Origin of the sequence: Gallibacterium anatis DSM 16844 = F 149, assembly GCF_000379785.1 — a bacterium.
Classification (GTDB): domain Bacteria; phylum Pseudomonadota; class Gammaproteobacteria; order Enterobacterales; family Pasteurellaceae; genus Gallibacterium; species Gallibacterium anatis.
The window spans coordinates 37,107-59,050 of sequence record NZ_KB903668.1 but is presented as its reverse complement, the minus strand read 5'-3'; the positions used below and the strand labels follow the sequence as shown (position 1 = coordinate 59,050).

At 42.4% G+C, this 21,944-nt stretch carries 24 protein-coding genes and 1 pseudogene; 16 read left to right on the top strand and 9 right to left on the bottom strand.

All coding sequences use genetic code 11. The features are described from left to right. Positions 1-22: 22 nt before the first annotated feature. Positions 23-592, top strand: a complete 570-nt coding sequence (gene priC / locus A3EO_RS0100740; protein WP_018345570.1) for a primosomal replication protein PriC — start codon at positions 23-25, stop codon at positions 590-592. Here priC and A3EO_RS0100735 read toward each other — a convergent pair. From A3EO_RS0100735 to A3EO_RS0100695, 9 genes are all read right to left on the bottom strand, one after another. Further along, the gene (locus A3EO_RS0100735; protein ID WP_018345569.1) at positions 584-1,948 is read right to left on the bottom strand and encodes a sodium-dependent transporter; all 1,365 of its coding nucleotides are present in this window, start codon (positions 1,946-1,948) and stop codon (positions 584-586) included. The genes priC and A3EO_RS0100735 overlap by 9 nt on opposite strands. Positions 1,949-1,965: 17 nt before the next feature. Beyond that, a complete protein-coding gene (gene nth, locus A3EO_RS0100730; RefSeq protein WP_013746510.1) occupies positions 1,966-2,601 on the bottom strand; it encodes an endonuclease III in 636 nt (211 codons plus the stop codon). Further along, positions 2,601-3,275: an electron transport complex subunit E gene (locus A3EO_RS0100725; protein ID WP_013746511.1), complete on the bottom strand. Its 675-nt coding sequence runs from the start codon at positions 3,273-3,275 to the stop codon at positions 2,601-2,603. The genes nth and A3EO_RS0100725 overlap by 1 nt, the downstream gene beginning before the upstream one ends. 15 nt (positions 3,276-3,290) lie before the next feature. Further along, on the bottom strand, positions 3,291-3,923 hold the full coding sequence (gene rsxG, locus A3EO_RS0100720) for an electron transport complex subunit RsxG (RefSeq protein ID WP_018345568.1): 633 nt from the start codon (positions 3,921-3,923) through the stop codon (positions 3,291-3,293). Positions 3,924-3,932: 9 nt separating this feature from the next. After that, the gene (rsxD, locus tag A3EO_RS0100715; protein WP_018345567.1) at positions 3,933-5,003 is read right to left on the bottom strand and encodes an electron transport complex subunit RsxD; all 1,071 of its coding nucleotides are present in this window, start codon (positions 5,001-5,003) and stop codon (positions 3,933-3,935) included. Beyond that, entirely contained in the window at positions 4,996-7,692 is a 2,697-nt protein-coding gene (gene rsxC / locus A3EO_RS0100710; protein ID WP_018345566.1) for an electron transport complex subunit RsxC, read from the bottom strand. The genes rsxD and rsxC overlap by 8 nt, the downstream gene beginning before the upstream one ends. Before the next feature lie 10 nt (positions 7,693-7,702). After that, positions 7,703-8,311: an electron transport complex subunit RsxB gene (gene rsxB, locus A3EO_RS0100705; protein WP_018345565.1), complete on the bottom strand. Its 609-nt coding sequence runs from the start codon at positions 8,309-8,311 to the stop codon at positions 7,703-7,705. Beyond that, positions 8,311-8,892 (bottom strand): electron transport complex subunit RsxA, encoded by a 582-nt coding sequence (rsxA, locus tag A3EO_RS0100700; RefSeq protein WP_026210920.1) that lies wholly within the window; start codon positions 8,890-8,892, stop codon positions 8,311-8,313. Before rsxA ends, rsxB begins: the two co-directional genes overlap by 1 nt. Positions 8,893-8,988: 96 nt before the next feature. Further along, entirely contained in the window at positions 8,989-9,627 is a 639-nt protein-coding gene (locus tag A3EO_RS0100695) for a SanA/YdcF family protein (protein WP_233432304.1), read from the bottom strand. 276 nt (positions 9,628-9,903) lie between these two features. Between A3EO_RS0100695 and rppH the strand changes: the two are divergent. The 15 genes and pseudogenes from rppH to A3EO_RS0100620 all read left to right on the top strand — a co-directional run. Further along, positions 9,904-10,372: pseudogene (gene rppH / locus A3EO_RS0100690) on the top strand (RNA pyrophosphohydrolase); the annotation flags it as partial. Positions 10,373-10,508: 136 nt separating this feature from the next. Continuing rightward, complete coding sequence (locus A3EO_RS0100685; protein WP_018345562.1) at positions 10,509-11,297, top strand: sulfite exporter TauE/SafE family protein; 789 nt, start codon at positions 10,509-10,511, stop codon at positions 11,295-11,297. Between the two features lie 7 nt (positions 11,298-11,304). Then, on the top strand, positions 11,305-12,120 hold the full coding sequence (lgt, locus tag A3EO_RS0100680; protein WP_018345561.1) for a prolipoprotein diacylglyceryl transferase: 816 nt from the start codon (positions 11,305-11,307) through the stop codon (positions 12,118-12,120). Continuing rightward, positions 12,104-12,955 (top strand): thymidylate synthase, encoded by an 852-nt coding sequence (locus tag A3EO_RS0100675; RefSeq protein WP_013746521.1) that lies wholly within the window; start codon positions 12,104-12,106, stop codon positions 12,953-12,955. Before lgt ends, A3EO_RS0100675 begins: the two co-directional genes overlap by 17 nt. 297 nt (positions 12,956-13,252) lie before the next feature. Next, positions 13,253-13,900, top strand: a complete 648-nt coding sequence (gene ccmA / locus A3EO_RS0100670; RefSeq protein ID WP_018345560.1) for a cytochrome c biogenesis heme-transporting ATPase CcmA — start codon at positions 13,253-13,255, stop codon at positions 13,898-13,900. Between the two features lie 2 nt (positions 13,901-13,902). Then, positions 13,903-14,565, top strand: a complete 663-nt coding sequence (gene ccmB / locus A3EO_RS0100665; protein ID WP_018345559.1) for a heme exporter protein CcmB — start codon at positions 13,903-13,905, stop codon at positions 14,563-14,565. Between the two features lie 29 nt (positions 14,566-14,594). After that, the gene (locus A3EO_RS0100660; protein WP_018345558.1) at positions 14,595-15,332 is read left to right on the top strand and encodes a heme ABC transporter permease; all 738 of its coding nucleotides are present in this window, start codon (positions 14,595-14,597) and stop codon (positions 15,330-15,332) included. Positions 15,333-15,344: 12 nt separating this feature from the next. Beyond that, a complete protein-coding gene (ccmD, locus tag A3EO_RS0100655; protein WP_018345557.1) occupies positions 15,345-15,557 on the top strand; it encodes a heme exporter protein CcmD in 213 nt (70 codons plus the stop codon). Continuing rightward, positions 15,554-16,093 (top strand): cytochrome c maturation protein CcmE, encoded by a 540-nt coding sequence (gene ccmE, locus A3EO_RS0100650; RefSeq protein WP_013746526.1) that lies wholly within the window; start codon positions 15,554-15,556, stop codon positions 16,091-16,093. Before ccmD ends, ccmE begins: the two co-directional genes overlap by 4 nt. Next, the gene (locus A3EO_RS0100645; protein ID WP_018345556.1) at positions 16,090-18,048 is read left to right on the top strand and encodes a heme lyase CcmF/NrfE family subunit; all 1,959 of its coding nucleotides are present in this window, start codon (positions 16,090-16,092) and stop codon (positions 18,046-18,048) included. Before ccmE ends, A3EO_RS0100645 begins: the two co-directional genes overlap by 4 nt. Further along, the gene (locus tag A3EO_RS0100640) at positions 18,041-18,607 is read left to right on the top strand and encodes a DsbE family thiol:disulfide interchange protein (protein WP_018345555.1); all 567 of its coding nucleotides are present in this window, start codon (positions 18,041-18,043) and stop codon (positions 18,605-18,607) included. The genes A3EO_RS0100645 and A3EO_RS0100640 overlap by 8 nt, the downstream gene beginning before the upstream one ends. Then, entirely contained in the window at positions 18,592-19,068 is a 477-nt protein-coding gene (locus tag A3EO_RS0100635; protein WP_018345554.1) for a cytochrome c-type biogenesis protein, read from the top strand. Before A3EO_RS0100640 ends, A3EO_RS0100635 begins: the two co-directional genes overlap by 16 nt. Beyond that, positions 19,069-19,968, top strand: coding sequence for a c-type cytochrome biogenesis protein CcmI (gene ccmI, locus A3EO_RS0100630; protein WP_018345553.1), 900 nt, complete (start codon positions 19,069-19,071; stop codon positions 19,966-19,968). Positions 19,969-19,993: 25 nt separating this feature from the next. Beyond that, the gene (mobB, locus tag A3EO_RS0100625) at positions 19,994-20,497 is read left to right on the top strand and encodes a molybdopterin-guanine dinucleotide biosynthesis protein MobB (protein WP_013746531.1); all 504 of its coding nucleotides are present in this window, start codon (positions 19,994-19,996) and stop codon (positions 20,495-20,497) included. A 12-nt stretch (positions 20,498-20,509) separates the two neighbouring features. Beyond that, positions 20,510-21,913: a DHA2 family efflux MFS transporter permease subunit gene (locus A3EO_RS0100620; RefSeq protein WP_018345552.1), complete on the top strand. Its 1,404-nt coding sequence runs from the start codon at positions 20,510-20,512 to the stop codon at positions 21,911-21,913. Positions 21,914-21,944 lie beyond the last annotated feature (31 nt).

The window sequence follows — 21,944 nt, the reverse complement described above, 5'->3', positions numbered from 1 at the left end:
TTGTGCTTATCCTTATCCTATTATGACAAATCAGCAACAACTCATCTCTCAATTACAGCAACAATTACAGCTTTTCTACCGTTATGACGGTGAGCAGATTATTAAGCAGCAGTTTGAACGTACCGTTTTTGCAGAATCGGGACAGCCGTTACGCTACTACATTGCGCAAATTGAACAAAATATCGCTCGCTTAGCAACCTTAGATAAGGTTGAGGTGGTTGCTTATTTGGCGGAGCAAATCAGTATTCAGTTCCGAGTGTTGTTGGAGGCTTTGCAACGCACTGAAAGATCTGCGAAAAAAGCGGAAACGGCAGCAGCTCAGCCACAAAAAACAGAGAAAAAACAGTATGATGTTTTTCAATTACCGGCAGAGGAGAGAATTCATAAATATTATGAATTTTTAACGCGTTTTAATGATCGCATTGCTGATTTGGAACAACAGCAACAACTAGCGCCGAGAGAGCAGAAACCTCTCTTTCAGCAACAGCTTGCACTATTGCAACAACGGCGACAACGTTGTCTTGCCGCCATTGAACAATTGGAAGAATACCTAGAATTTAAGGCTTCTCAAGCCAAAAACGAATTAAATTAAGTTACTGATAAAGATTACAATAATGACAAGTGGCACGATATATTTAACATAGCTGAACCACCATTGTGCCAATTTAGAATTTTCACCTAATCTCAATTCTCGTTTAGCTTCATCTTTCATTACAAAACCGACAAAAACAGCACAGAATAGTGCGGTGAGCATAAAGAGAATATTGCCGCTGACAAAATCAAACGCATCAAAAATATTTTTGCCGAAGAAATGAACGTCGTGCCAAGGACCGTAACTTAAAATTGATGGCACATTGCCGAGAAGGAAGATCGCGCCGAGAACGAAGAGAATCGCTAAACGGCGATTAATTTTCGTTTTTTCCTGCAAGGCGGTAATCAAGACTTCATAAATGGTGAGTGAGGTGGTTAATGCCGCAATCAGCAATAAACTGAAAAAGATTACCGCAAAAAACTTACCCGCCCACATATGAGAAAACACGATCGGTAAACTTTGGAATACTAAGGTTGGTCCTGAATTTGGTGCAATCCCGAAAGTGAACAGTGACGGGAAAATCATAAAGCCGGCCAAGACCGCAATAATGGTATTCACGCAGCCGGTTATGACCGCAGTTTGCACCAAATTTTCTCCTTTTTTCAGATAACTGGAGAGCGTAACGATAACGCCGAAACCTAAACTTAAAGCGAAAAAGACTTGCCCCAAGACAAAAACGAAAAGCTGCGGTGTGATCTTAGAGAAATCAGGTTTGAGATAGAACACAATGCCTTGCCAAGCACCCGGCAGCGTAACATTACGAATCACCATACAGATTAAAAAGATAAATAACAGCGGCATCAAATATTTCACCGATTTTTCAATGCCGTCAATCACCCCTTTCACCAGAATCACATAGTTAACCAAGACAAACAGAAAAGTGTACAGGCTAATCATTGCCGGATTATCCATAATGGTAGCTTGGAAGAAATTTTTCGTGGTGTCGGCAGTAATCGGTGCGCTGATGTCCAAAGTGCCACTGAGCAAACTGACGATATAATTAATCACCCAACCGCCAAGCACCATATAGTACGCCATAATACAAAACGCACCGAGCACGCTGAGATAACCGACAAGTTTCCAATAGCGAGGGATAGGTTTATGATGGATATTGCCGCTGAAAGCGTCGATAGCATTAACGCGAATCCGGCGACCGATAACATTTTCAACCAGAATCATTGGAATGCCGATCACAATCATTGCGATGCAGAACAGTAATACATAAGCACCGCCACCGTTTTCACCGACCAAATAGGGGAAACGCCAAGTAGCGCCGAAACCGACAGTTGCACCGGCTACGGTTAAAACATAAGTCAGTCGGCTTGACCAAGTCTGTCTTTCTGTGTGAGTAGTCATATTATCTCCAATAGTTTTTAATATTCGGTTTTATCTTTAAATTCACACAGATCTTCAATCAAACAGGCACCGCAACGAGGTTTACGAGCGATACAGGTGTAGCGTCCGTGCAAAATAAGCCAATGGTGAACATCGACTTTAAATTCATCCGGAACGACTTTTAATAATTTTTTTTCAACGGCGAGCACATCTTTCCCAGGTGCGAAACCGGTACGATTGGCGACACGAAAAATATGGGTGTCAACGGCAATCGTTGGCCAACCAAAAGCAGTATTCAACACCACATTTGCGGTTTTACGCCCAACGCCCGGCAAAGATTCCAATGCTTCACGTGATTCCGGAACCTCGCCATTATACTTTTCAATTAACACTCGACAAGTTTTTATAATATTTTCAGCTTTACTATTATATAAACCGATAGTTTTTATATAATTTTTTAAACCATCTACACCTAAATCAAGAATTGCCTGCGGTGTATTCGCGATCGGAAATAATTTTGCAGTGGCTTTGTTTACGCCAACGTCAGTCGCTTGTGCCGATAAAATAACGGCAATAAGCAGCTCAAAAACCGAATGGTATTTTAATTCGGTGGTAGGGTGCGGATTAGCATCACGCAAACGAGTGAGAATTTCTATTCTTTTTTGTTGGTTCATTATTTGTTCCGTTCAATAATGTTTTTTAGTGCTAACAGTGTTCCTAAGCCAAGGAAAGCGCCGGGCGGCAAAATCGCAAGTAAAAAATGGCTGTCGGCGTGAAATAGAGTGATTTTCAGTGCCTTTGCCGATTCACCGAACAGCTGTTCCATACCGCTGAACAGTGTGCCGCTACCGATCGCTTCACGTAATGCGCCTAATACGACCAAACTTAGCGTCATTCCCAATCCCATTGAGAAACCATCGAACATTGCGTGCCATAAACTGTTTTTTGAGGCATAGGCTTCGGCTCGACCGATGACGATACAGTTGGTAACAATGAGTGGAATAAAAATCCCTAATGATTGATAAAGCGAATAAGTATAGGCATTCATTGCCAACTGGACGATGGTCACAGTTGAGGCAATAATCATCACATAAATCGGAATGCGGATGGCTTTCGGAATAAGATGCCGACATAGCGAAACCATACTGTTGGTACAAATCAACACCAACATAGTTGCCAACCCAAGACCTAACGCATTGGCAACAGAATTAGATACCGCCAATAACGGACACAGCCCTAATAATTGCACCAATGCTGCATTATTCTTCCATACGCCTTGAATAAACAAGGTTTTCCAAACGGAATCGACATTATCAGTGTGGGTTGCTTGTGGAGCATTATGATTCATTTAACACCTCCTTTCTTAATTGCAACGGCTGTAATCGTCAGGATTAAATACAAACGGTTGAGAGAGTAATTGCAACAACCCTTTTTTCACGGCATTAACCACCGCGCGCGGCGTAATAGTCGCACCGGCAAATTGATCAAATTCACCGCCGTCTTTTTTGACAGCCCATTTGTCTAACTCATTAAGATTAAATTGTTTATTGCTGAAGGCTAAGATCCAGTCGGAAAGCCGTGTTTCGATTTTATCACCTAAACCGGGGGTTTCGTGATGTTCTAAAACACGTACGCCCAACACTTCACGCTCCGGCGTTACTGCCACCAAAATACGAATATTACCTGAGTAACCATCCGGTGCGGTGGTTTCAAACAGATAAGCAACGGTTTTATTCTGTTTTTTGGCTAAATAAAGTTTAGAAATATCGGCTAACTGCTTGTTATTATTTGGAATGTAGCACGATTTTAACAGATCATTATCAGCAAAATTTGGTGGTAGCACTTCAGATAAAAGTTGTTTCTGTTGATTTTCCATTACTCGTTGAATTTTATCTTGTGTTAATGCGTACATTGCCAATGTGATTAAAGTACAAACCAAAGCGACAAAAGCTAAGATTAAAGCATAAGTAATGGTTGTGCGTTTTAGAGTTGCCATTCTTTCTCCTTAGCGACCATAAAGACGAGGACGAGTGTAATGATCGATTAGCGGGACACAAATATTGCTTAATAAAACAGCAAATGCCACCCCGTCCGGATAACCGCCGTAGAAACGGATAACGTAAAGTAACAGCCCGACCAAGCTACCGAATAATAATTTTCCTTTTGGCGTAATAGATGCCGTTACCGGATCGGTAGCAATAAAAAAGGCACCGAACATTGTTGCGCCGGAAAAGAGTTGCCATAACGGTGATGGATAAGTTTGCGGCGCAATCAGCCAAGTTGCAGTAGCAAAAATGGTTAATGTCAGCAACATTGCGACAGGAATTTGCCAGTGAATCACTTTTTTCCAAATTAGGAAAAGACCGCCGACAAGGAAGGCAAGATTAAGTTGCCACCAACCGATTCCCATCGTGATAGCGAGGTTATCTTGCCAATTATCGTGTTGGAAAATGGGTGAAGCTGCAATATGCCCCAAGGTAAGGTGATTTTTTATTCCGGTTTTGACGCTATCCAATGGGGTTGCTTGAGTAATGCCGTCAATCGTAGAGGTCAGTTGATGTAAGCTGTAACCGTCACTGGTAACACCTTGAAATATCAGTAAATAAGCATCTTTAAAGCCGGTCGGTTCAAGTAATAAATGATTCGGCAATGCCCAAGCGGTCATCTGTGCCGGAAACGACACCAACAAAATAGCATATCCTACCATTGCCGGATTGAAAGGGTTTTGTCCGAGTCCGCCATAAACCTGTTTGCCTAAAATAACAGCACAAAAAACACCGAGCAGAATGATCCAATAAGGTGCATAAGGCGGAATGGCAACCGCCAAAATAATGGCAGTCAAGATCACGCTCATATCCGATAAATCGGCAAAATTTTTCTTAGCGCGCAATCTGGTTACGATCCACTCCAGTAAAACCGCAAAAATCACCGCTAATAACAGCTGAATTAAAGTGCCGAAACCAAAGTAGTAGATTTGCACCATAATTGCCGGAATCATTGCCGCAATTACCCACAACATCACTTTGGCGGTCAAACTATGGGAATGTACGTGAGGGGAACTTGCCATTCTAAACATTATCTTGATTTCCTTCTCTTGCTACTTTTTTTGCCTTTGCTCTGGCTATTGCTGCTGCAATCGCCGCTTTTCTGGGATCTGTATGCTGATGATTATCAATGGAATGATGATCGGCACTAGGACTTTGTTGCTGATCTAATGTTTCGTCTGTTGTTATTAAAATGACTTTTTCTGCTTCCGCAAGCGTTTGTGCTTTTTTCGCTTTAGCTCTGGCAATGGCAGCGGCGATAGCCGCTTTACGTGGATCGGCATCTGCGCTGCTTTCAGCTGTTACTGAAGATTTGGTAGCACTATTGCTGTTTTCTGCTTGCTGCACTTTTTTCGCTTTAGCTCTGGCAATGGCAGCAGCGATAGCGGCTTTACGCGGATCGGTATCTGCGCTGCTTTCAGCAGCCACTGAAGAAGATTCAACAGCATTATTGCTGTTTTCCGTTTGCTGCGCTTTTTTCGCTTTAGCTCTGGCGATAGCAGCGGCAATAGCTGCTTTACGTGGATCGGTATCCGCGCTGCTTTCAGTTGCCACTGAAGAAGATTCGGTAGCACTATTGTTGTTTTCCGCTTGCTGCGCTTTTTTCGCTTTAGCTCTGGCAATGGCGGCGGCGATAGCGGCTTTACGTGGATCGGTATCTGCGCTGCTTTCAGTTGCTGCTGAAGAAGATTCAACAGCATTATTGCTGTTTTCCGCTTGCTGCGCTTTTTTCGCTTTAGCTCTGGCAATGGCAGCAGCGATAGCGGCTTTACGCGCATCGGTATCTGCGCTGCTTTCAGCTGTTACTGAAGATTCGGCAGCACTATTGTTGTTTTCCGTTTGCTGCGCTTTTTTCGCTTTAGCTCTGGCAATGGCGGCGGCGATAGCGGCTTTACGTGGATCGGTATCTGCGCTGCTTTCAGTTGCCACTGAAGAGGATTCGGCAGCACTATTGCTGTTTTCCGCTTGCTGCGCTTTTTTCGCTTTAGCTCTGGCGATGGCAGCGGCGATAGCGGCTTGTTTATTCTCTTTATCCGTTGTTGCCGTTGCTGCCGGTTGAACGGTTTGTGTTTGTGCCTGTTTGGCTAAACGGCGCGCTTTACGAGCTGCCATAATATCGCTGTTATCAGGCAGTATTTCACCTTTATCGTTGGTGATAGTTTTGATTTGTGGTGTTACATTGCTTGCCTGTTTTTGACGAACACGTTCCAATGCAGCTTGTACAGGATCAACGCCTTGTTGTTTTGCCATCTCTGCTCGACGAGCTTCCGCCGCTAATTGAGTTCGGCGATCTCGTTCCTGTTTTTCCCGCTCCATTCGCGCTTGTTTAGCTTCAAAACGGACTTTCGCCTCTTCCGCCAATTTTGCTTTTAATTTTAATTCTGCGATTTTGGCTTTTTCTTGGCGAAAATATTGGATCAGCGGAATATTGCTCGGGCAGACATAGGCACAAACGCCACACTCAATGCAATCTTTTAGGTTGTACTGTTCTGATTTTTCGTGATCTTCACTGCGCGCAAACCAATAGAGTTGCTGTGGCATCAATTTAATTGGACAGTGATCGGAACAGGCAGAACAACGAATACAATTACGCTCTTGCGGTGGCGGCTGATATTCAAAATGATCCGGCGCAATTAGGCAGTTGGTTACTTTGGTTACCGGAGAGTTGAGATTCGGTAAAATAAATCCCATCATCGGTCCGCCCATAAAGACAGGAAAACGATCATCATATTGATAACCGGCTTGTTGTAACAGGTGATAAATTGGTGTCCCGATTCTTGCCCAAACATTACGAGGTTGCGGAATTTTATCACCGGTCAGTGTTACCACGCGTTCAATGAGCGGTTCGTCATCAATAATCGCTTTTTTTACCGCAAAGGCAGTGGCAACATTGTTCATTAACACGCCAATCTGCGAAGAGCGACCATTATTCGGCACTTCTAGACCGGTTAAAACTTGAATTAATTGTTTCGCCGCACCGGAAGGATATTTGGTAGGAATCACGCGAATTTCAATATCGTTAGCACCGGATAGGGCTTGTTGCATAGCCTCAATAGCTTCCGCTTTATTATCTTCGATTGCCAATACCACTTTTTGTGGCCGTAAAATATAACGTAGAATCCGAATGCCTTCGAGAATATCAAGACTGCGATCACGCATTAAGCGATCATCACAGGTAATATAAGGTTCGCACTCTGCGCCGTTAATAATCAATAATTTAACTTTATTTTCTGCACTGGCGATTTTAGAGGCGGTCGGGAACACGGCACCGCCTAAACCGGCAATGCCTGCTTGATAGATTTTTTGCAATAATTGTTCCGGCGGTACAGTCAGAAAATCTTCAATCGGTTGGCGATCGCACCACTGATCTTTACCGTCAGCTTGTAAGGTGATGGTGGTTTCAGGCAAACCGGACGGATGCGAAGAGGCATAATCGCCGATAGCGGTAATGGTGCCGGAAGTAGGTGCGTGTACCGGCAGCGTACGATAATCGTCGCCTTGAGTTAATGCTTGTCCTTTTAATACATAATCGCCAACTTGAACTAACAATTGACCGGCTTTACCGGCGTGTTGTTTCAAGGCAATGTAGTAAGTGTCAGGCTGTTTTAAGCGGGAAAGTTTAGTGCCGTTCGATTGCTGTTTCATTTCCGGCGGATGAATACCACCGGGGAAATCCCACAATCGATTTTTATTTATTCTGGTTAATACATCATCTAACATCTTAACTTTCCTATGATTTTACTTGCTCCGGCTCATTTTGCGTTTGTATCTGCACGACAGGGATAATTAATTTTTGATCATATTTCCAGTTCCAAGAATCAAGAGAAGGTTTAACCTTCTCCATCGTAATACAATCGGTCGGACAAGGGGCAACGCATAATTCACAACCGGTACAGAGATCAGGAATAACGGTGTGCAATGCTTTATTGGCACCGATAATGGCATCAACCGGACAGGCTTGAATACATTTTGTACACCCAATACACATCTCTTCGTGGATAAAGGCAACTTTAGGCACAGGTTCTTCTTCAAATACGCCTTGAGGTGCATCCACACCGAGTAAATCAGCCAATTTTTCGACTAAAGGTTGTCCGCCGGGAACACATTTAGTGATGACATCGCCATTGGCAATCGCTTCTGCATAAGGGCGACAACCCGGATAACCACATTGCCCACACTGACTTTGCGGCAATAAGGCATCAATTTTGTCTACAATTGGATCGGCTTCTACTTTCAGTTTAATTGAGGAAAACCCTAGAATTGCGCCGAAAATTAAAGCAAGCAATGCAATACTGATCAAAATCCACATATAAGGGGACAGAGATAATAACCAAGACATTAGACTCTCACTAATCCACTAAAACCCATAAAGGCGACAGACATTAATCCGGCAGTGATTAAGGCAATGGATGCGCCCCGAAACGGAAAAGGCACATTGGCAGCTTCAATCCGTTCGCGAATAGCGGCAAACAACACCAGTACTAAAGAAAAACCAAGTGCGGCACCGAAACCGTAAATAACGGATTGGATAAAGTTATGCGCCAAATTAACGTTTAACAAAGCAACGCCAAGCACTGCACAGTTGGTGGTGATTAACGGCAAAAAGATACCGAGTAAGCGATAGAGTGTCGGGCTGGTTTTATTAATCACCATTTCGGTAAACTGTACGACTACGGCGATCACTAAAATAAAAACTAATGTGCGTAAATAGATAGCGTTCAACGGCAATAAAATATAGTGATCAACCAAATAGGCAACTAAAGAAGCGACAGTTAAAACAAATGTTGTTGCCAACCCCATTCCGACAGCAGTATCCACTTTTTTGGAAACTCCCATAAACGGGCATAAACCTAAGAATTTAACCAACACAAAATTGTTGATTAAGGCAGTACTGATAATTAAAAGAATATAACTCATCATTGCTCTATCACTAAAAATAAGGGGGCTATTATCGTGTTTTCTTGCAGTAAGAACAATAGCCAAAAGCGAGTATTTGTTCGATTTTTATGTGAAATCTTACTCTTCAGGCGGCGGCAAAATTGGTGGTGGTAACGGTTCCGGTTTGCCTAAAAAATAAGGCTGTTTGCCGAGCATAATATCTAAAACTGCTTGCACACGAGCAAAAAATTCACGGAAACGCACCCAAGTATAACCTTCGGGATTATCCGCCTCATAGCAAATAGCATCGATATCATAATGTTTGGCAATAAACAGTGCACGTTCACAATGGAAGCGCTGGGTGATAATGGTTAAAGATTGCGCTTTGAAAACTTTATCGGCACGAACAACCGAATCAAGCGTACGAAAACCGGCATAGTCAAAAAACATCGTTTGTGAAGGCACGCCCATTTTTAGCAAATCCTTAAACATTCTTTGCGGCTCATTATATTGGAGCGTGCGATTATCGCCGCTGAGTAGCAGGTAATCGACTTTATGATACTTGATTAATGATTCGGCGGCGGAGAGACGATTATAATAGAATAGATTTAAGGTATTGTTTTTAAAGTATTTTGAAGTTCCCAACACCAAGCCGTAAGGTCGATAAGGCAGAAGATCGATATCGCGATAGATACGATCTTTGACCCACCAGCTGATGCCGACATCAACCGTCACCAACAACACGACGGTCAGAGAAAGCAGCGAGAGCAGTAGCATAATCCATTTTTTGTAGTGCGCGACAGCGATACGTTTGCAGTAAGCAAACACATTATGTATCAATGCCGGGAATCTGTGTGATTTGCTCATTTGCTCAAACTCTTTATTGCTTTCATCATAAGGAATGGATTTTATACTATCATAAAAGCAGGGTGAGATCTGTGATAATGCGTGATTTTGTATGCAGAGCCGAATCGGAAACTTGAGAAAAAAACGATAGTATGAAACAATCAACGCCATCTTTTTTATCTGAATTTAAGTTTAAGGTTGTCGATAGTGATCGATTTCGACGGTTATCGTCCTAACGTCGGTATTGTTATTTGTAACCAAAAGGGACAGGTCTTTTGGGCGAAACGATATAATCAAAATTCGTGGCAATTCCCTCAAGGCGGCATTAATCCAAAAGAAACGCCGGAACAGGCGATGTATCGTGAGCTCTATGAAGAGGTCGGCTTAACCGCCAACGATGTCAAAATTATTTATAGTTCAAAACACTGGTTGCGTTATAAATTACCTAAACGTCTTATCCGCCACGATTCACGTCCGGTTTGTATCGGGCAGAAACAGCGTTGGTTTCTGTTACAACTCGTCAGCTCGGAAAAGAATATTAATATGAATGTTGGCTCATCGCCGGAGTTTGACGGTTGGCGCTGGGTCAGTTTCTGGTATCCGGTCAGACAGGTAGTGTCATTCAAACGGGATGTTTATCGCAAAATTATGAAAGAATTCTCAACGGTCTTATTTAGCCAAAGAGAAGATGAAGCTGTTTCATCTCCGGTAAATTATCAGAACGTTCAAAATAAGCGTACTTACGCCAATAATAAACGCTCTTCTTCCGCTAAATATCCAAAACGTTTGTTTAACAAAACAAGGGGTTAGCAATGCTCACATTTTTTCTTATCTGTTTAGTGGTCGGTGCGCTTGTCGGATTTCTCGCCGGGTTATTCGGCATCGGCGGGGGGTTAATTATTGTGCCGGTGCTGGTCTATTTATTACCGATGGCAGGCATTCCGGATAATTTATTGATGTCATCAGCGTTGGGCACCTCGTTCGCCACCATTGTCGTTACCGGTTTTTCTTCCGCACAACGCCACCATAAATTGGGCAATATTGTTTGGGATGCCGTGAAAATTTTGGCACCTGTCATTATGGTAACCACATTTATTTCAGGGCTGTTTATTGGCAAACTGGATAAAGCGATTGCCAGTAAAATTTTTGCCTGTTTAGTCGTCTATCTTGCATTGAAAATGGTGTTGTCGATTAAGCCAAAACAGGCAGTGAAAACATTGACTAAAACGGCTTCGGTAGTTGGTGGAATATTGATTGGTATCGCTTCCAGTGCTGCCGGAATTGGGGGCGGCGGTTTTATTGTGCCGTTTTTAAATTCTCGCGGTATCGATATGAAAAAAGCGATTGGGTCGTCCGCTTTCTGTGGAATGCTGCTTGGTTTGTCCGGTATGTTAAGTTTTATTATTGGCGGCTGGAATGCCGATATGCCGGATTACTCTTTGGGTTACGTCTATTTACCGGCGGTGGTCGGCATTACTGCAACCTCATTCTTTACTTCAAAATTGGGTGCAACAACAACAACTAAATTGCCGATTCCTACCTTAAAACGTTATTTTGCGTTGATGTTGATTGCCATTGCGATAGATATGTTTATTAAATAGAGTGGTTATGAATAGCGAATTTTTTACCTATCCTCAATTTGATCCTGTCATTTTTGCTGTCGGACCGATTGCGCTGCGTTGGTACGGCTTGATGTATTTGATCGGTTTTTTATTTGCGCGCTGGTTGGGAATGCGTCGAGTAAAACGCCCTAACAGCGGTTGGAGCGCCGATCAGTTTGATAATTTGCTTTTTAACGGATTTTTAGGTGTCTTTTTAGGCGGACGTATCGGCTATGTTCTGTTCTATCAATTTGATCTTTTCTTGCAGGATCCGCTTTATCTGATTCGGGTGTGGGAAGGCGGAATGTCGTTTCACGGTGGGCTAATCGGTGTAATCGTGGCGATGTGGTTGACTGCCAAGGCTCAAAAACGGCAATTCTTTGCCGTTGCTGATTTTATCGCACCACTCATTCCATTCGGTTTGGGAATGGGGAGAATCGGTAATTTTATTAATGATGAATTGTGGGGCAGAGTAACAGATGTTTCTTGGGCAGTGCTGTTTCCGAGCGGCGGCTATTTACCGCGACATCCGTCACAACTCTATGAAGCCTTTTTGGAAGGCGTGGTGTTGTTTACTATTTTAAATCTGTTTATTCGTAAACCTCGTCCAACCGGCGCGGTTTCAGGTCTGTTCTTGTTCTGTTATGGTGTGTTCCGTTTTATTGTTGAGTTTTTCAGAGAACCGGATCCACAGTTAGGGCTTTATTTCGGACACGAAATTTCAATGGGACAGATTCTTTCGACACCGATGATTGTTATCGGGCTTGTCATTATTTGGTTTGCATATCAGCGTAAGGGGAAAAACAATGAAACAGTATCTTGATCTTTGCCAACGTATTATTGATGAAGGCGTTTGGGTAGAAAATCAGAGAACCGGAAAACGTTGTTTGACCGTGATTGATGCCTCATTAACTTACAATGTCGCTGATAATGAATTCCCATTGATTACCACGCGAAAGAGTTTCTGGAAAGCGGCTATTGCTGAATTATTGGGCTATATTCGTGGCTATGACAATGCAGCTGATTTCCGTAAATTGGGCACCAAAACGTGGGATGCGAATGCCAATGAAAATGCGGCGTGGCTTGCCAATCCGTATCGCAAAGGTGAGGATGATATGGGGCGCGTCTACGGCGTACAGGGGCGTTCGTGGCGTAAACCAAATGGCGAAACGGTCGATCAGTTGCGCAAAATCGTCAATGATTTAAGCAAGGGCATTGATGATCGTGGCGAAATTTTAACGTTTTATAATCCGGGCGAGATTGAACAAGGCTGCTTGCGCCCTTGTATGCATACACACACATTTTCGCTATTGGGTGATACGCTCTACTTAACCAGTTATCAACGTTCTTGTGATGTGCCGCTCGGATTGACGTTTAATCAAATTCAGGTGTTTACCTTTTTGGCATTAATGGCACAAATTACCGGACATAAGCCGGGCAAAGCGTTCCATAAGATTATCAATGCACATATTTATGAAGATCAACTGCCATTAATGCGTGATGAACAATTAAAACGAGAACCTTATCCGTTACCGCAGTTGGAGATTAATCCGGATATCAAGACATTGGAAGATTTGGAAACTTGGGTCACATTGGATGATTTCAAAGTGCATAATTATCAGTGCCATCCGGCAATTAAATATCCGTTTTCGGTGTAACTGAGTAAAAGATAGCACTGTATGCAATGTTTTAAGCAGTGCTATTTTTTTATTAAATCATTTCTCAAAAAAAGATGTAACATTGACACTGTTTTGCGATAGATCAAAAAAAAGTGTGTTACTAATATAATAAAAAAACTTTATATATCAATAAATTAAAATTTATTTAATCTGGTTTTGCAGTGAAAATTACTACCAAAGAGGTATAATTCGCATCTAGATAAAAATACCACCTATTGCTTGCTTGTGTTAGAATTTCTGCCCGTTAAATTAATCTCAAAGTGCATTTATAAATATATGAATTCAATCAATCAGTTACAAGTTAATCATCTCAGTTGCCAACGAGGTGAGCGCATTTTGTTTAACGATGTGAATCTCTGTTTTCAGAGCGGTGATTTTGTACAGATTGAAGGGCATAACGGAGTAGGCAAAACAACACTGTTACGTGCATTAAGTGGACTTTCTCGTCCACGGGAAGGCGAGGTTTTATGGAATAATGAGCCGATTTTGCAACAACAGGAAGAATTTAATCAAAATTTGCTGTTTTTAGGGCATCATTCTGGTACGAAACCGGAACTTTCGGCTTGGGAAAATTTGCGCTTTTTCCAAAAAACAACCAATAGCCGTCAGCAAGCGGAAGTATTGTGGGAAACCTTGCAGGTTGTGGGATTGCTCGGTTATGAAGATATTCCGGCGAGTCAATTGTCGGCAGGACAGCAAAAACGTGTGGCATTGGCAAGATTATGGTTATCAACTGCGCCGTTATGGATCTTGGATGAGCCGTTTAATGCGATTGATAAACGTGGTGTGCAGGTTTTAACGAATTTATTTGAGTTTCACATCAGTCAGGGCGGAATTGTGATTATTACCAGTCATCAGGATGTGCCGAGTCGAATAGTGCAAAAAGTGCAGTTGGAAAAATATAAATTTATTAAAAGCGAATAAAGATGATTTTTTACGAAGTAATTAAGCGAGAATTACAAATTGCAATGCGAAAACCCGGTGAGATTTTAAATCCGCTGTGGTTTTTTTTAATTGTCATTACGCTGTTCCCATTGGTTGTCGGGCCTGAACCGCAATTGTTATCCCGTATTGCGCCCGGTATTGTTTGGGTGGCGGCATTATTGTCGGCATTACTCTCTTTTGAGCGTCTGTTTAAAGATGATTATTTGGACGGCTCTTTGGAACAGTTGATCTTATTGCCGATGCCGTTAGCAATGACGGCGCTTGCCAAGATTTTTTCGCATTGGTTATTAACCGGTTTCCCGTTAATACTGTTATCACCGATTGCCGCACTTTTATTATCGCTTGAAGTGGACGTATGGTGGGCGTTGGTGCAAACCTTATTTGTCGGCACACCGATTTTAAGTTGTTTGGGTGCAGTAGGCGTGGCATTGACCGTAGGCTTAAGAAAAGGCGGTGTGTTATTAAGTTTATTAGTGGTGCCGTTATTTATTCCGGTGCTTATTTTTACTGCAGCCGTATTGGATGCTGCTTCACTGCATCTGGCTTATGGCGGACAGTTAGCAATTTTGGGAGCAATGTTGGTGTTGTCTTTGGTCAGTTGTCCTTTTGCGGTAGCGGCGGCATTACGCGTAAGTTTGCAATAACAATAAATAAATAGAAGGGTAGAAAAATTATGTGGAAATGGTTACATCCATACGCAAAACCGGAAACGCAATATCGTATTTGTCAGCGTTTGATCCCGTTTTTAGGCATTGCTTCACTGCTTGTACTTATGGTCGCGATGATTTGGGGGTTGGCATTTGCACCGGCAGATTATCAGCAAGGCAATAGCTTCCGCATTATGTATATTCACGTGCCGGCGGCCATTTGGTCAATGGGTATTTATGCTTCAATGGCAATCGCTGCTTTAGTGGCATTGGTTTGGCAAATTAAACAGGCAAATCTTGCTATGGTGGCAATGGCGCCGATTGGTGCCGTGTTTACTTTTTTGGCATTGGTAACAGGGGCAGTTTGGGGAAAACCGACTTGGGGAACCTGGTGGGTTTGGGATGCACGATTGACTTCTGAATTAATTTTATTATTCCTCTATTTTGGCGTTATTGCGTTATATAGTGCCTTTCAAGATAAGAGTATCGGTGCTAAAGCGGCAGGTATTTTATCGATTGTCGGTGTGGTAAATCTGCCGATTATTCATTTTTCAGTGCAATGGTGGAATACCTTGCATCAAGGGGCGAGTATCACCAAATTTGAAAAACCGTCTATTGCTACAGAGATGTTGATTCCGCTATTGTTGGCGATTTTAGGTTTTATGTTATTGAGTGTTTATTTAACAGTGGTGCGTTATCGCAATGCGTTGCTTAGTGCGGAGAAAAAACGTGCGTGGGTGCAAACATTGGTCGCAAAAAAGTAGAAGGAAGAAAAAATGACACCATTTTTTGACAGTTGGAGTGCTTTTTGGCAGATGGGAAACCACGGTTTATATGTGTGGCTCTCTTACGGTATTTCAGTGATTTCAGTATTGGCATTAGTGGTTATTAGCCATAGAAATAAAGCAAAAATTTTGCAGGAAATAGAAAAAGATAAACAGCGTCAACAACGAATGAAACAACAAGCCTTAACGGAGAACGGATTATGAACCCACGTCGTAAATCAAGACTGTATTTAGTGTTATTTGTGCTTGCCGGTATTGCGATTGCGGCTGGATTAATGTTGTATGCGTTACGTCAAAATATCGATCTCTTTTATACGCCGAGTGAAGTGATCTATGGCAAAAATAATGATGACTCTTTGAAACCGGAGCCGGGACAACGTATTCGTGTCGGCGGAATGGTGGTGGCAGGAACGGTTGAGCGCGATCCGCAGAGTTTGAAAGTGAAATTTCAATTAAACGATATTGGACCGGCAATTAATGTGGAATATGAAGGTATTTTGCCTGATCTTTTCCGTGAAGGGCAAGGCATCGTGGCACAGGGTACACTAAAAGATGCCACGACATTAGTGGCAAGTGAAGTATTGGCAAAACACGATGAAAATTATGTGCCGCCTGAATTGGGTGAACAGATGAAGAAAGTGCATAATCCAATGGGCGTATCTGCGAAAGATCTCAGTTCGGAATCGGAGCGAGATAAAATGATGTTGGAACAAAAATCGCAAGCTGAGGAGAAACAATGATTGCTGAACTCGGGAATTATGCGTTAGCGTTGGCATTGGCGATTGCTGTTTTGCTGACCATCGTGCCGTTATGGGGCGTTAAACAAAATAATCCATTATTAATTTCCTTAGCAAGACCGATGACAGTGGGGCTGTTTTTAAGCCTCTCTTTTGCTTTCTTTGCGCTAATGTATCTGTTTGCGATTAACGATTTTAGTGTGCAATATGTGGTAAATAATTCCAATAGTCAGTTACCGATCTATTATCGCCTGTCCGCCGTTTGGGGATCGCACGAAGGATCTTTGTTGTTGTGGATCTGGTTATTAAGTTGTTGGAGTTTGGCAGTTGCTGTTTTTAGCCGCCGTTTACCACAAGATTCGGTCGCCAGAGTGTTGGCGGTAATGGGAATGATCAGCATCGGCTTCCTGATTTTTGTCATTTTTGCTTCCAATCCGTTTACACGCACATTTCCGGATTTGCCGGTTGATGGTAAAGAGTTGAATCCAATGTTGCAGGACATCGGGCTGATTTTCCATCCACCATTGTTGTATATGGGATATGTCGGTTTTTCAGTGGCGTTTGCCTTTTCTATCGCCTCGTTGATGAGCGGCAATTTGGATACCGCTTGGGCAAGATGGTCAAGACCTTGGACATTAGCGGCTTGGTGTTTCCTGACATTGGGAATTGTGTTGGGATCTTGGTGGGCTTATTATGAGCTCGGCTGGGGCGGCTGGTGGTTCTGGGATCCGGTAGAGAACGCCTCGTTTATGCCGTGGCTTGCCGGTACAGCGTTATTGCATTCCCTTGCGGTAACGGAAAAACGTGGTAGTTTTAAAGCTTGGACAGTTTTATTAGCCATTTTAGTCTTTTCGCTCTGTTTATTAGGCACATTTTTAGTGCGTTCCGGTATCTTGGTTTCGGTGCACGCATTTGCTTCTGATCCGACTCGTGGCTTATATATTTTGGCGTATTTAGTGGTTGTGATCGGGGGCTCACTGGCATTATATGCTTACAAAGGTAGCCAAATTCGTTCTCGGGATAATTATCAACGCTATTCACGAGAATCAATGCTGTTACTCAATAATGTGTTGTTGATGACGGCGTTGGCAGTGGTGTTGTTAGGCACATTGTTGCCATTGGTACATAAACAGTTGGGCTTGGGTTCAATCTCAATTGGCGCACCGTTTTTTGACCAGATGTTTTTAATTATTATGGTGCCTTTCTCTTTGTTGTTAGGAATTGGGCCTTTAGTTAAATGGCGACGCGATCAATTTTCTGTGATTAGAAAACCGGTGGTGATTAGCGTGATTTTAATGGCGTTATTAGGGTTTATTTTGCCGTTAATATTGGCAGATAACATCACGGTTAGCGTTGTCTTAGGCACAATGATGACAGCAATTATCGTATTGTTGGGTGGTTATGAATTGCAGCAACGTGCCACACATCGCAGCTCGTTTTTGCAAGGCATCGGTAAACTTTCTCGTTCACATTGGGGAATGTTTTTGTCCCATATCGGTGTTGCAGTTACTGTATTCGGCATTGCTTTCAGTCAGAATTTCAGCATTGAAAAAGATGTGCGAATGAGTGTTGGAGATAGTGTTGAGGTTGCCGGTTATCAATTTACCTTCAGTCAGGTTAAAGAGAGTAATGGGCCGAATTATTTAGGTGCTACGGCAGAAATTGATGTCAGTAGAGAGGGCAAAAAAATTACGCAATTGGAAGCGGAAAAACGTTTTTATCAAGTGAGCCGAATGAGTATGAGTGAAGCGGCGATTGATGGCGGGATTACGCGCGATCTTTATGCTGCACTGGGTGAACGTTTGGATAACGGTGCTTGGGCAGTAAGACTCTATTATAAGCCGTTTATCCGCTGGATTTGGTTTGGTGGTTTATTGATGGCATTGGGCAGTATTTTATGTATGTGCGACCGCCGTTATCGTTTCAGTAAATTGGTGAAGGGGGCAGTTTATGAATAAAAAACTCTATTTGCCGTTAATTATCTTTTTGATCTTTGTCATTGTTGCAACAGTAGCGTTGATTCGTAATGCACAGGGTGAAGATCCGAAAGCGTTGGAGTCTGCATTGGTCGGCAAAAAAGTGCCGCTTACGACACAGCTAATTGATCTGTTTGATCAGCGCAAATCTTATAACGATCAGCTGTTTTTACAGCAAAAACCGCTATTGTTAAATGTATGGGCAACTTGGTGTCCAACCTGCTTTGCTGAACATCAGTATTTAAATCAATTAGCGAAACAAGGAATTACCATCATTGGCATCAACTATAAAGATGACGTTGAAAAAGCCCAAAAATGGCTGAATGATTTGGGCAATCCTTATCAAGAGGTGATCAATGATCAAAAAGGCAGTTTCGGTTTGGATCTTGGGGTTTACGGTGCGCCGGAAACGTTTATTGTTGATTGCCAAGGCATTATTCGTTATCGCCACGCCGGAGATGTGAATCAGCAAGTGTGGCAGCAGAAATTGCAACCGCTTTATGAGAAATATGCGAAGGAGGCGGTATGTTCAGCCAAATAAAAAAAATAGCGTTTGCGCTACTGCTATGTTGCGGATATGTCGTTGCTGCCAATGCTGCGATTGAGGCGTTACATTTCAGTTCTACTGAGCAGGAGCAAACTTATCATCAATTAACTCAGGAGTTGCGCTGTCCGCAATGTCAGAATAACAATATCGCTGATTCCAATGCCTTAGTGGCGACCGATATGCGATCTAAAGTGTTTGAATTGCTGCAACAAGGAAAAAGCAAACAGGAAATTATTGATTATATGGTCGTGCGTTACGGAAATTTTGTAACCTATGATCCGCCACTTACCGCTGCGACACTGGTTTTATGGTTAGTGCCGCTATGTCTTTTAGTTGTCGGCGTTATCATTTTTTGGCGTAAACGCAACCCGTCGGCAGATAATATCATAGAAAAAGATTTGGATGAGGCGCAGCAACAACGGTTACAGCAGATATTAAAAAAGGATAAAGCATAGATGAATTTTTGGTTAAGTGTTTTAGGATTAACGTTGGTCATTGCCGTTATCTGTTTTTTACCGTTGTTACGCAAACCTAAAAAAACAACGGAAATTAAACGTGAGGCATTTAATAAAGCCTTTTATTTCGATCGCGTGAAAGAAATTGAAGTGGCAGCGGCACAGGGATTATTGGATAACGAGCAACAATTAAAAACAGAATTACAGCAGTCGTTGTTATCCGATATTCCGGAACAGACTAATGCGATACCGCTTTCAGGGCGACAGTTTGGTAAAATATGGTTTGTTTCCGGTTTTTTGTTGTTGCTAACAATGGCATCAGCAAGTTATTTTGCAGTTGGATCTTGGCGAGCCGAACAGATGTTGGAGCAATCTTATCAAAACTTACCGCACTTTTTTGAGCGTTTGAAAGATGAACAAAAACAACCATTATCCAATGCTGAATTGGAGCAGTTTATTGTTGCGTTACGTCAGGAATTACAACGTAATCCTGAAAATGCCGAATATTGGTGGCTAATGGGACAAATGGCGATGGCAACCGATAAAGCACAGTTAGCGCTGGACAGTTACGCCAAAGCCTATCAATTGCAGCCGAGCGATCTTACCTATAAATTGGCTTACGCCAGAATTTTAATGTTTTCTCAAGATCAAAATGATAATAGCAAAGGGCGAGCGTTATTATCCGAAGTGATTCGTCAAGATCATAGTAATGCTGATGCATTAGGATTATTGGCATTTGACAGTTTTCAGCGTGGTGATTATAAAATGGCGATTGTCAGTTGGAATATGATGTTGCAACTGTTGCCAAAAGATGATCCGAAACGTGAATTATTGGAGCGCAGCATTGAAAATGCGCGCCAAGAGATGCAACGCCAACAGCCAAATTCATCACAACAATAAAACAATAAAAAAGGAGTAAGCAATAATGATCCCGATGCTGGGTATTACAGGGTATAGCGGTACCGGAAAGACGACATTACTGGAAAAGTTATTGCCATTGTTAGCAGCACGCGGGATTCGTACGGCAGTGATCAAACATACACACCACAATGTGCAGTTGGATAAGCCGGGAAAAGACAGTTGGCGAATGCAACAGGCAGGCGCTAAACAGGTGATTATGACTTGTGATCAACGTTGGGCGTTGATGACGGAAACGCCCGCGCCGGTTTCGTTGGATTATCTTGCTGCCCAATTTGATCCGCAGTTGGTTGATCTGATTTTGGTGGAAGGGTTTAAACAGGAACCGATTGCAAAAATTTTATTGCATCGCCAACAATTGGAAAAGCCATTGCCTGAAATAGATGATTACACCATTGCATTGGCGTTGGATTATCGCTTATCCTTAAGCGCAACAGATGTACCTCAGTTAGATATTAATCAACCACAGCAGATCGCTGATTTTATTGTTAAATATTTCAATCATCATTAAGGGAAGTAGTCTATGGCTTCTCAGTTAAGCAAAGAGTATCGAGGCTTGGCGTGGATCGCATCGGTTGCGTTTTTTATGCAAACTCTCGACGTTACGATCTTAAACACTTCATTGCCGACCATTGCACGAGATTTAAATGAATCGCCGTTAAATATGCAATTAACGGTGATCAGTTATGCCTTGACCGTAGCATTGTTTATGCCGCTTAGCGGCTGGATTGCCGATCGCTATGGGACGTTAAATGTTTTCCGTTATGCGGTCGCGATGTTTGTGATTGGTTCGATATTCTGTGCATTTTCCTCTTCATTAAATGTTTTAATTTTATCTCGTATTGTGCAAGGTATCGGTGGTGCAATGATGATGCCGGTTGCCAGATTAACTTTGATCAAAGCAGTGCCGAAAAGCCAGTTGTTATCGGCGTGGAATTTAATGGCAATGGCAGGATTAACCGGACCGATTATGGGACCGTTACTTGGCGGTTGGCTGGTCACTTATATGTCGTGGCATTGGATTTTCTTGATTAATATTCCGGTTGGTGTGTTCGGCATTGTGTGTGCACGTTTTTATATGCCGAATTTAACAGGGAAAGCGAGCAGATTTGATATTATCGGCTTTGTCCTTTTTTCCGGTGGAATCGTGTTGGCGACTTTAGGCTTGGATTTTGTCGGCGAAGCAGCGCATGATAAGGCGTTAGCTTGCTATTTTGTCGCTATCGGTTTTCTCTTGGTGGGAAGTTATGTGTTTTATGCTAAAGGGAAACAGCGAGTGCTGTTTCCGCTTTCAGTCTTTAGAAATTCCACGTTTTCGTTAAGTATGATCGGCAATATTTTAATTAGGCTCTCTTCCGCCGGTGTGCCTTTTTTATTACCGTTAATGTTGCAGTTGGGTTTGGGCTATCCGCCGGATAAAGCCGGAATGATGATGGTGCCGCTTGCAATCAGTTCAATTATTATGAAGCCGATTAATACTAAAATCATTGTGAAATTCGGTTATAAAAAGACTTTAATTTGCGTCAGTGTGTTATTAACGTTGGCTATTCTTTGTTTAGGCTTGGTCGGTATCTATCAGCAATTATGGTGGAGCATTATCAGCATAATGTTTTACGGTGCTTGTATTTCAATGATTTTCTCCAGTGTCAATACCTTAATGGTCAGCGAATTGAAAGATGATCAAGTTAGTGCTGGTACAACGTTATTAAGTGTGGTACAACAGATTGGTATCAGTTTAGGAATTGCCGCTGCTTCTGTGGTATTAAACTTATACTATCAGCACACAGCGCAAGGTACGGAGCTGATTGCGAATTTCAGTTATACCTTCTTTACCTTATCTGTTTTCGGCATATTATCGTTGGTAACATTCCTGTTCTATCGTGCGGATGTCGGTGCTGTAATGCAGAATAAACGTGGTAAATCATAGTTATTCAATTTAGTTATAAAACGAAACTTTT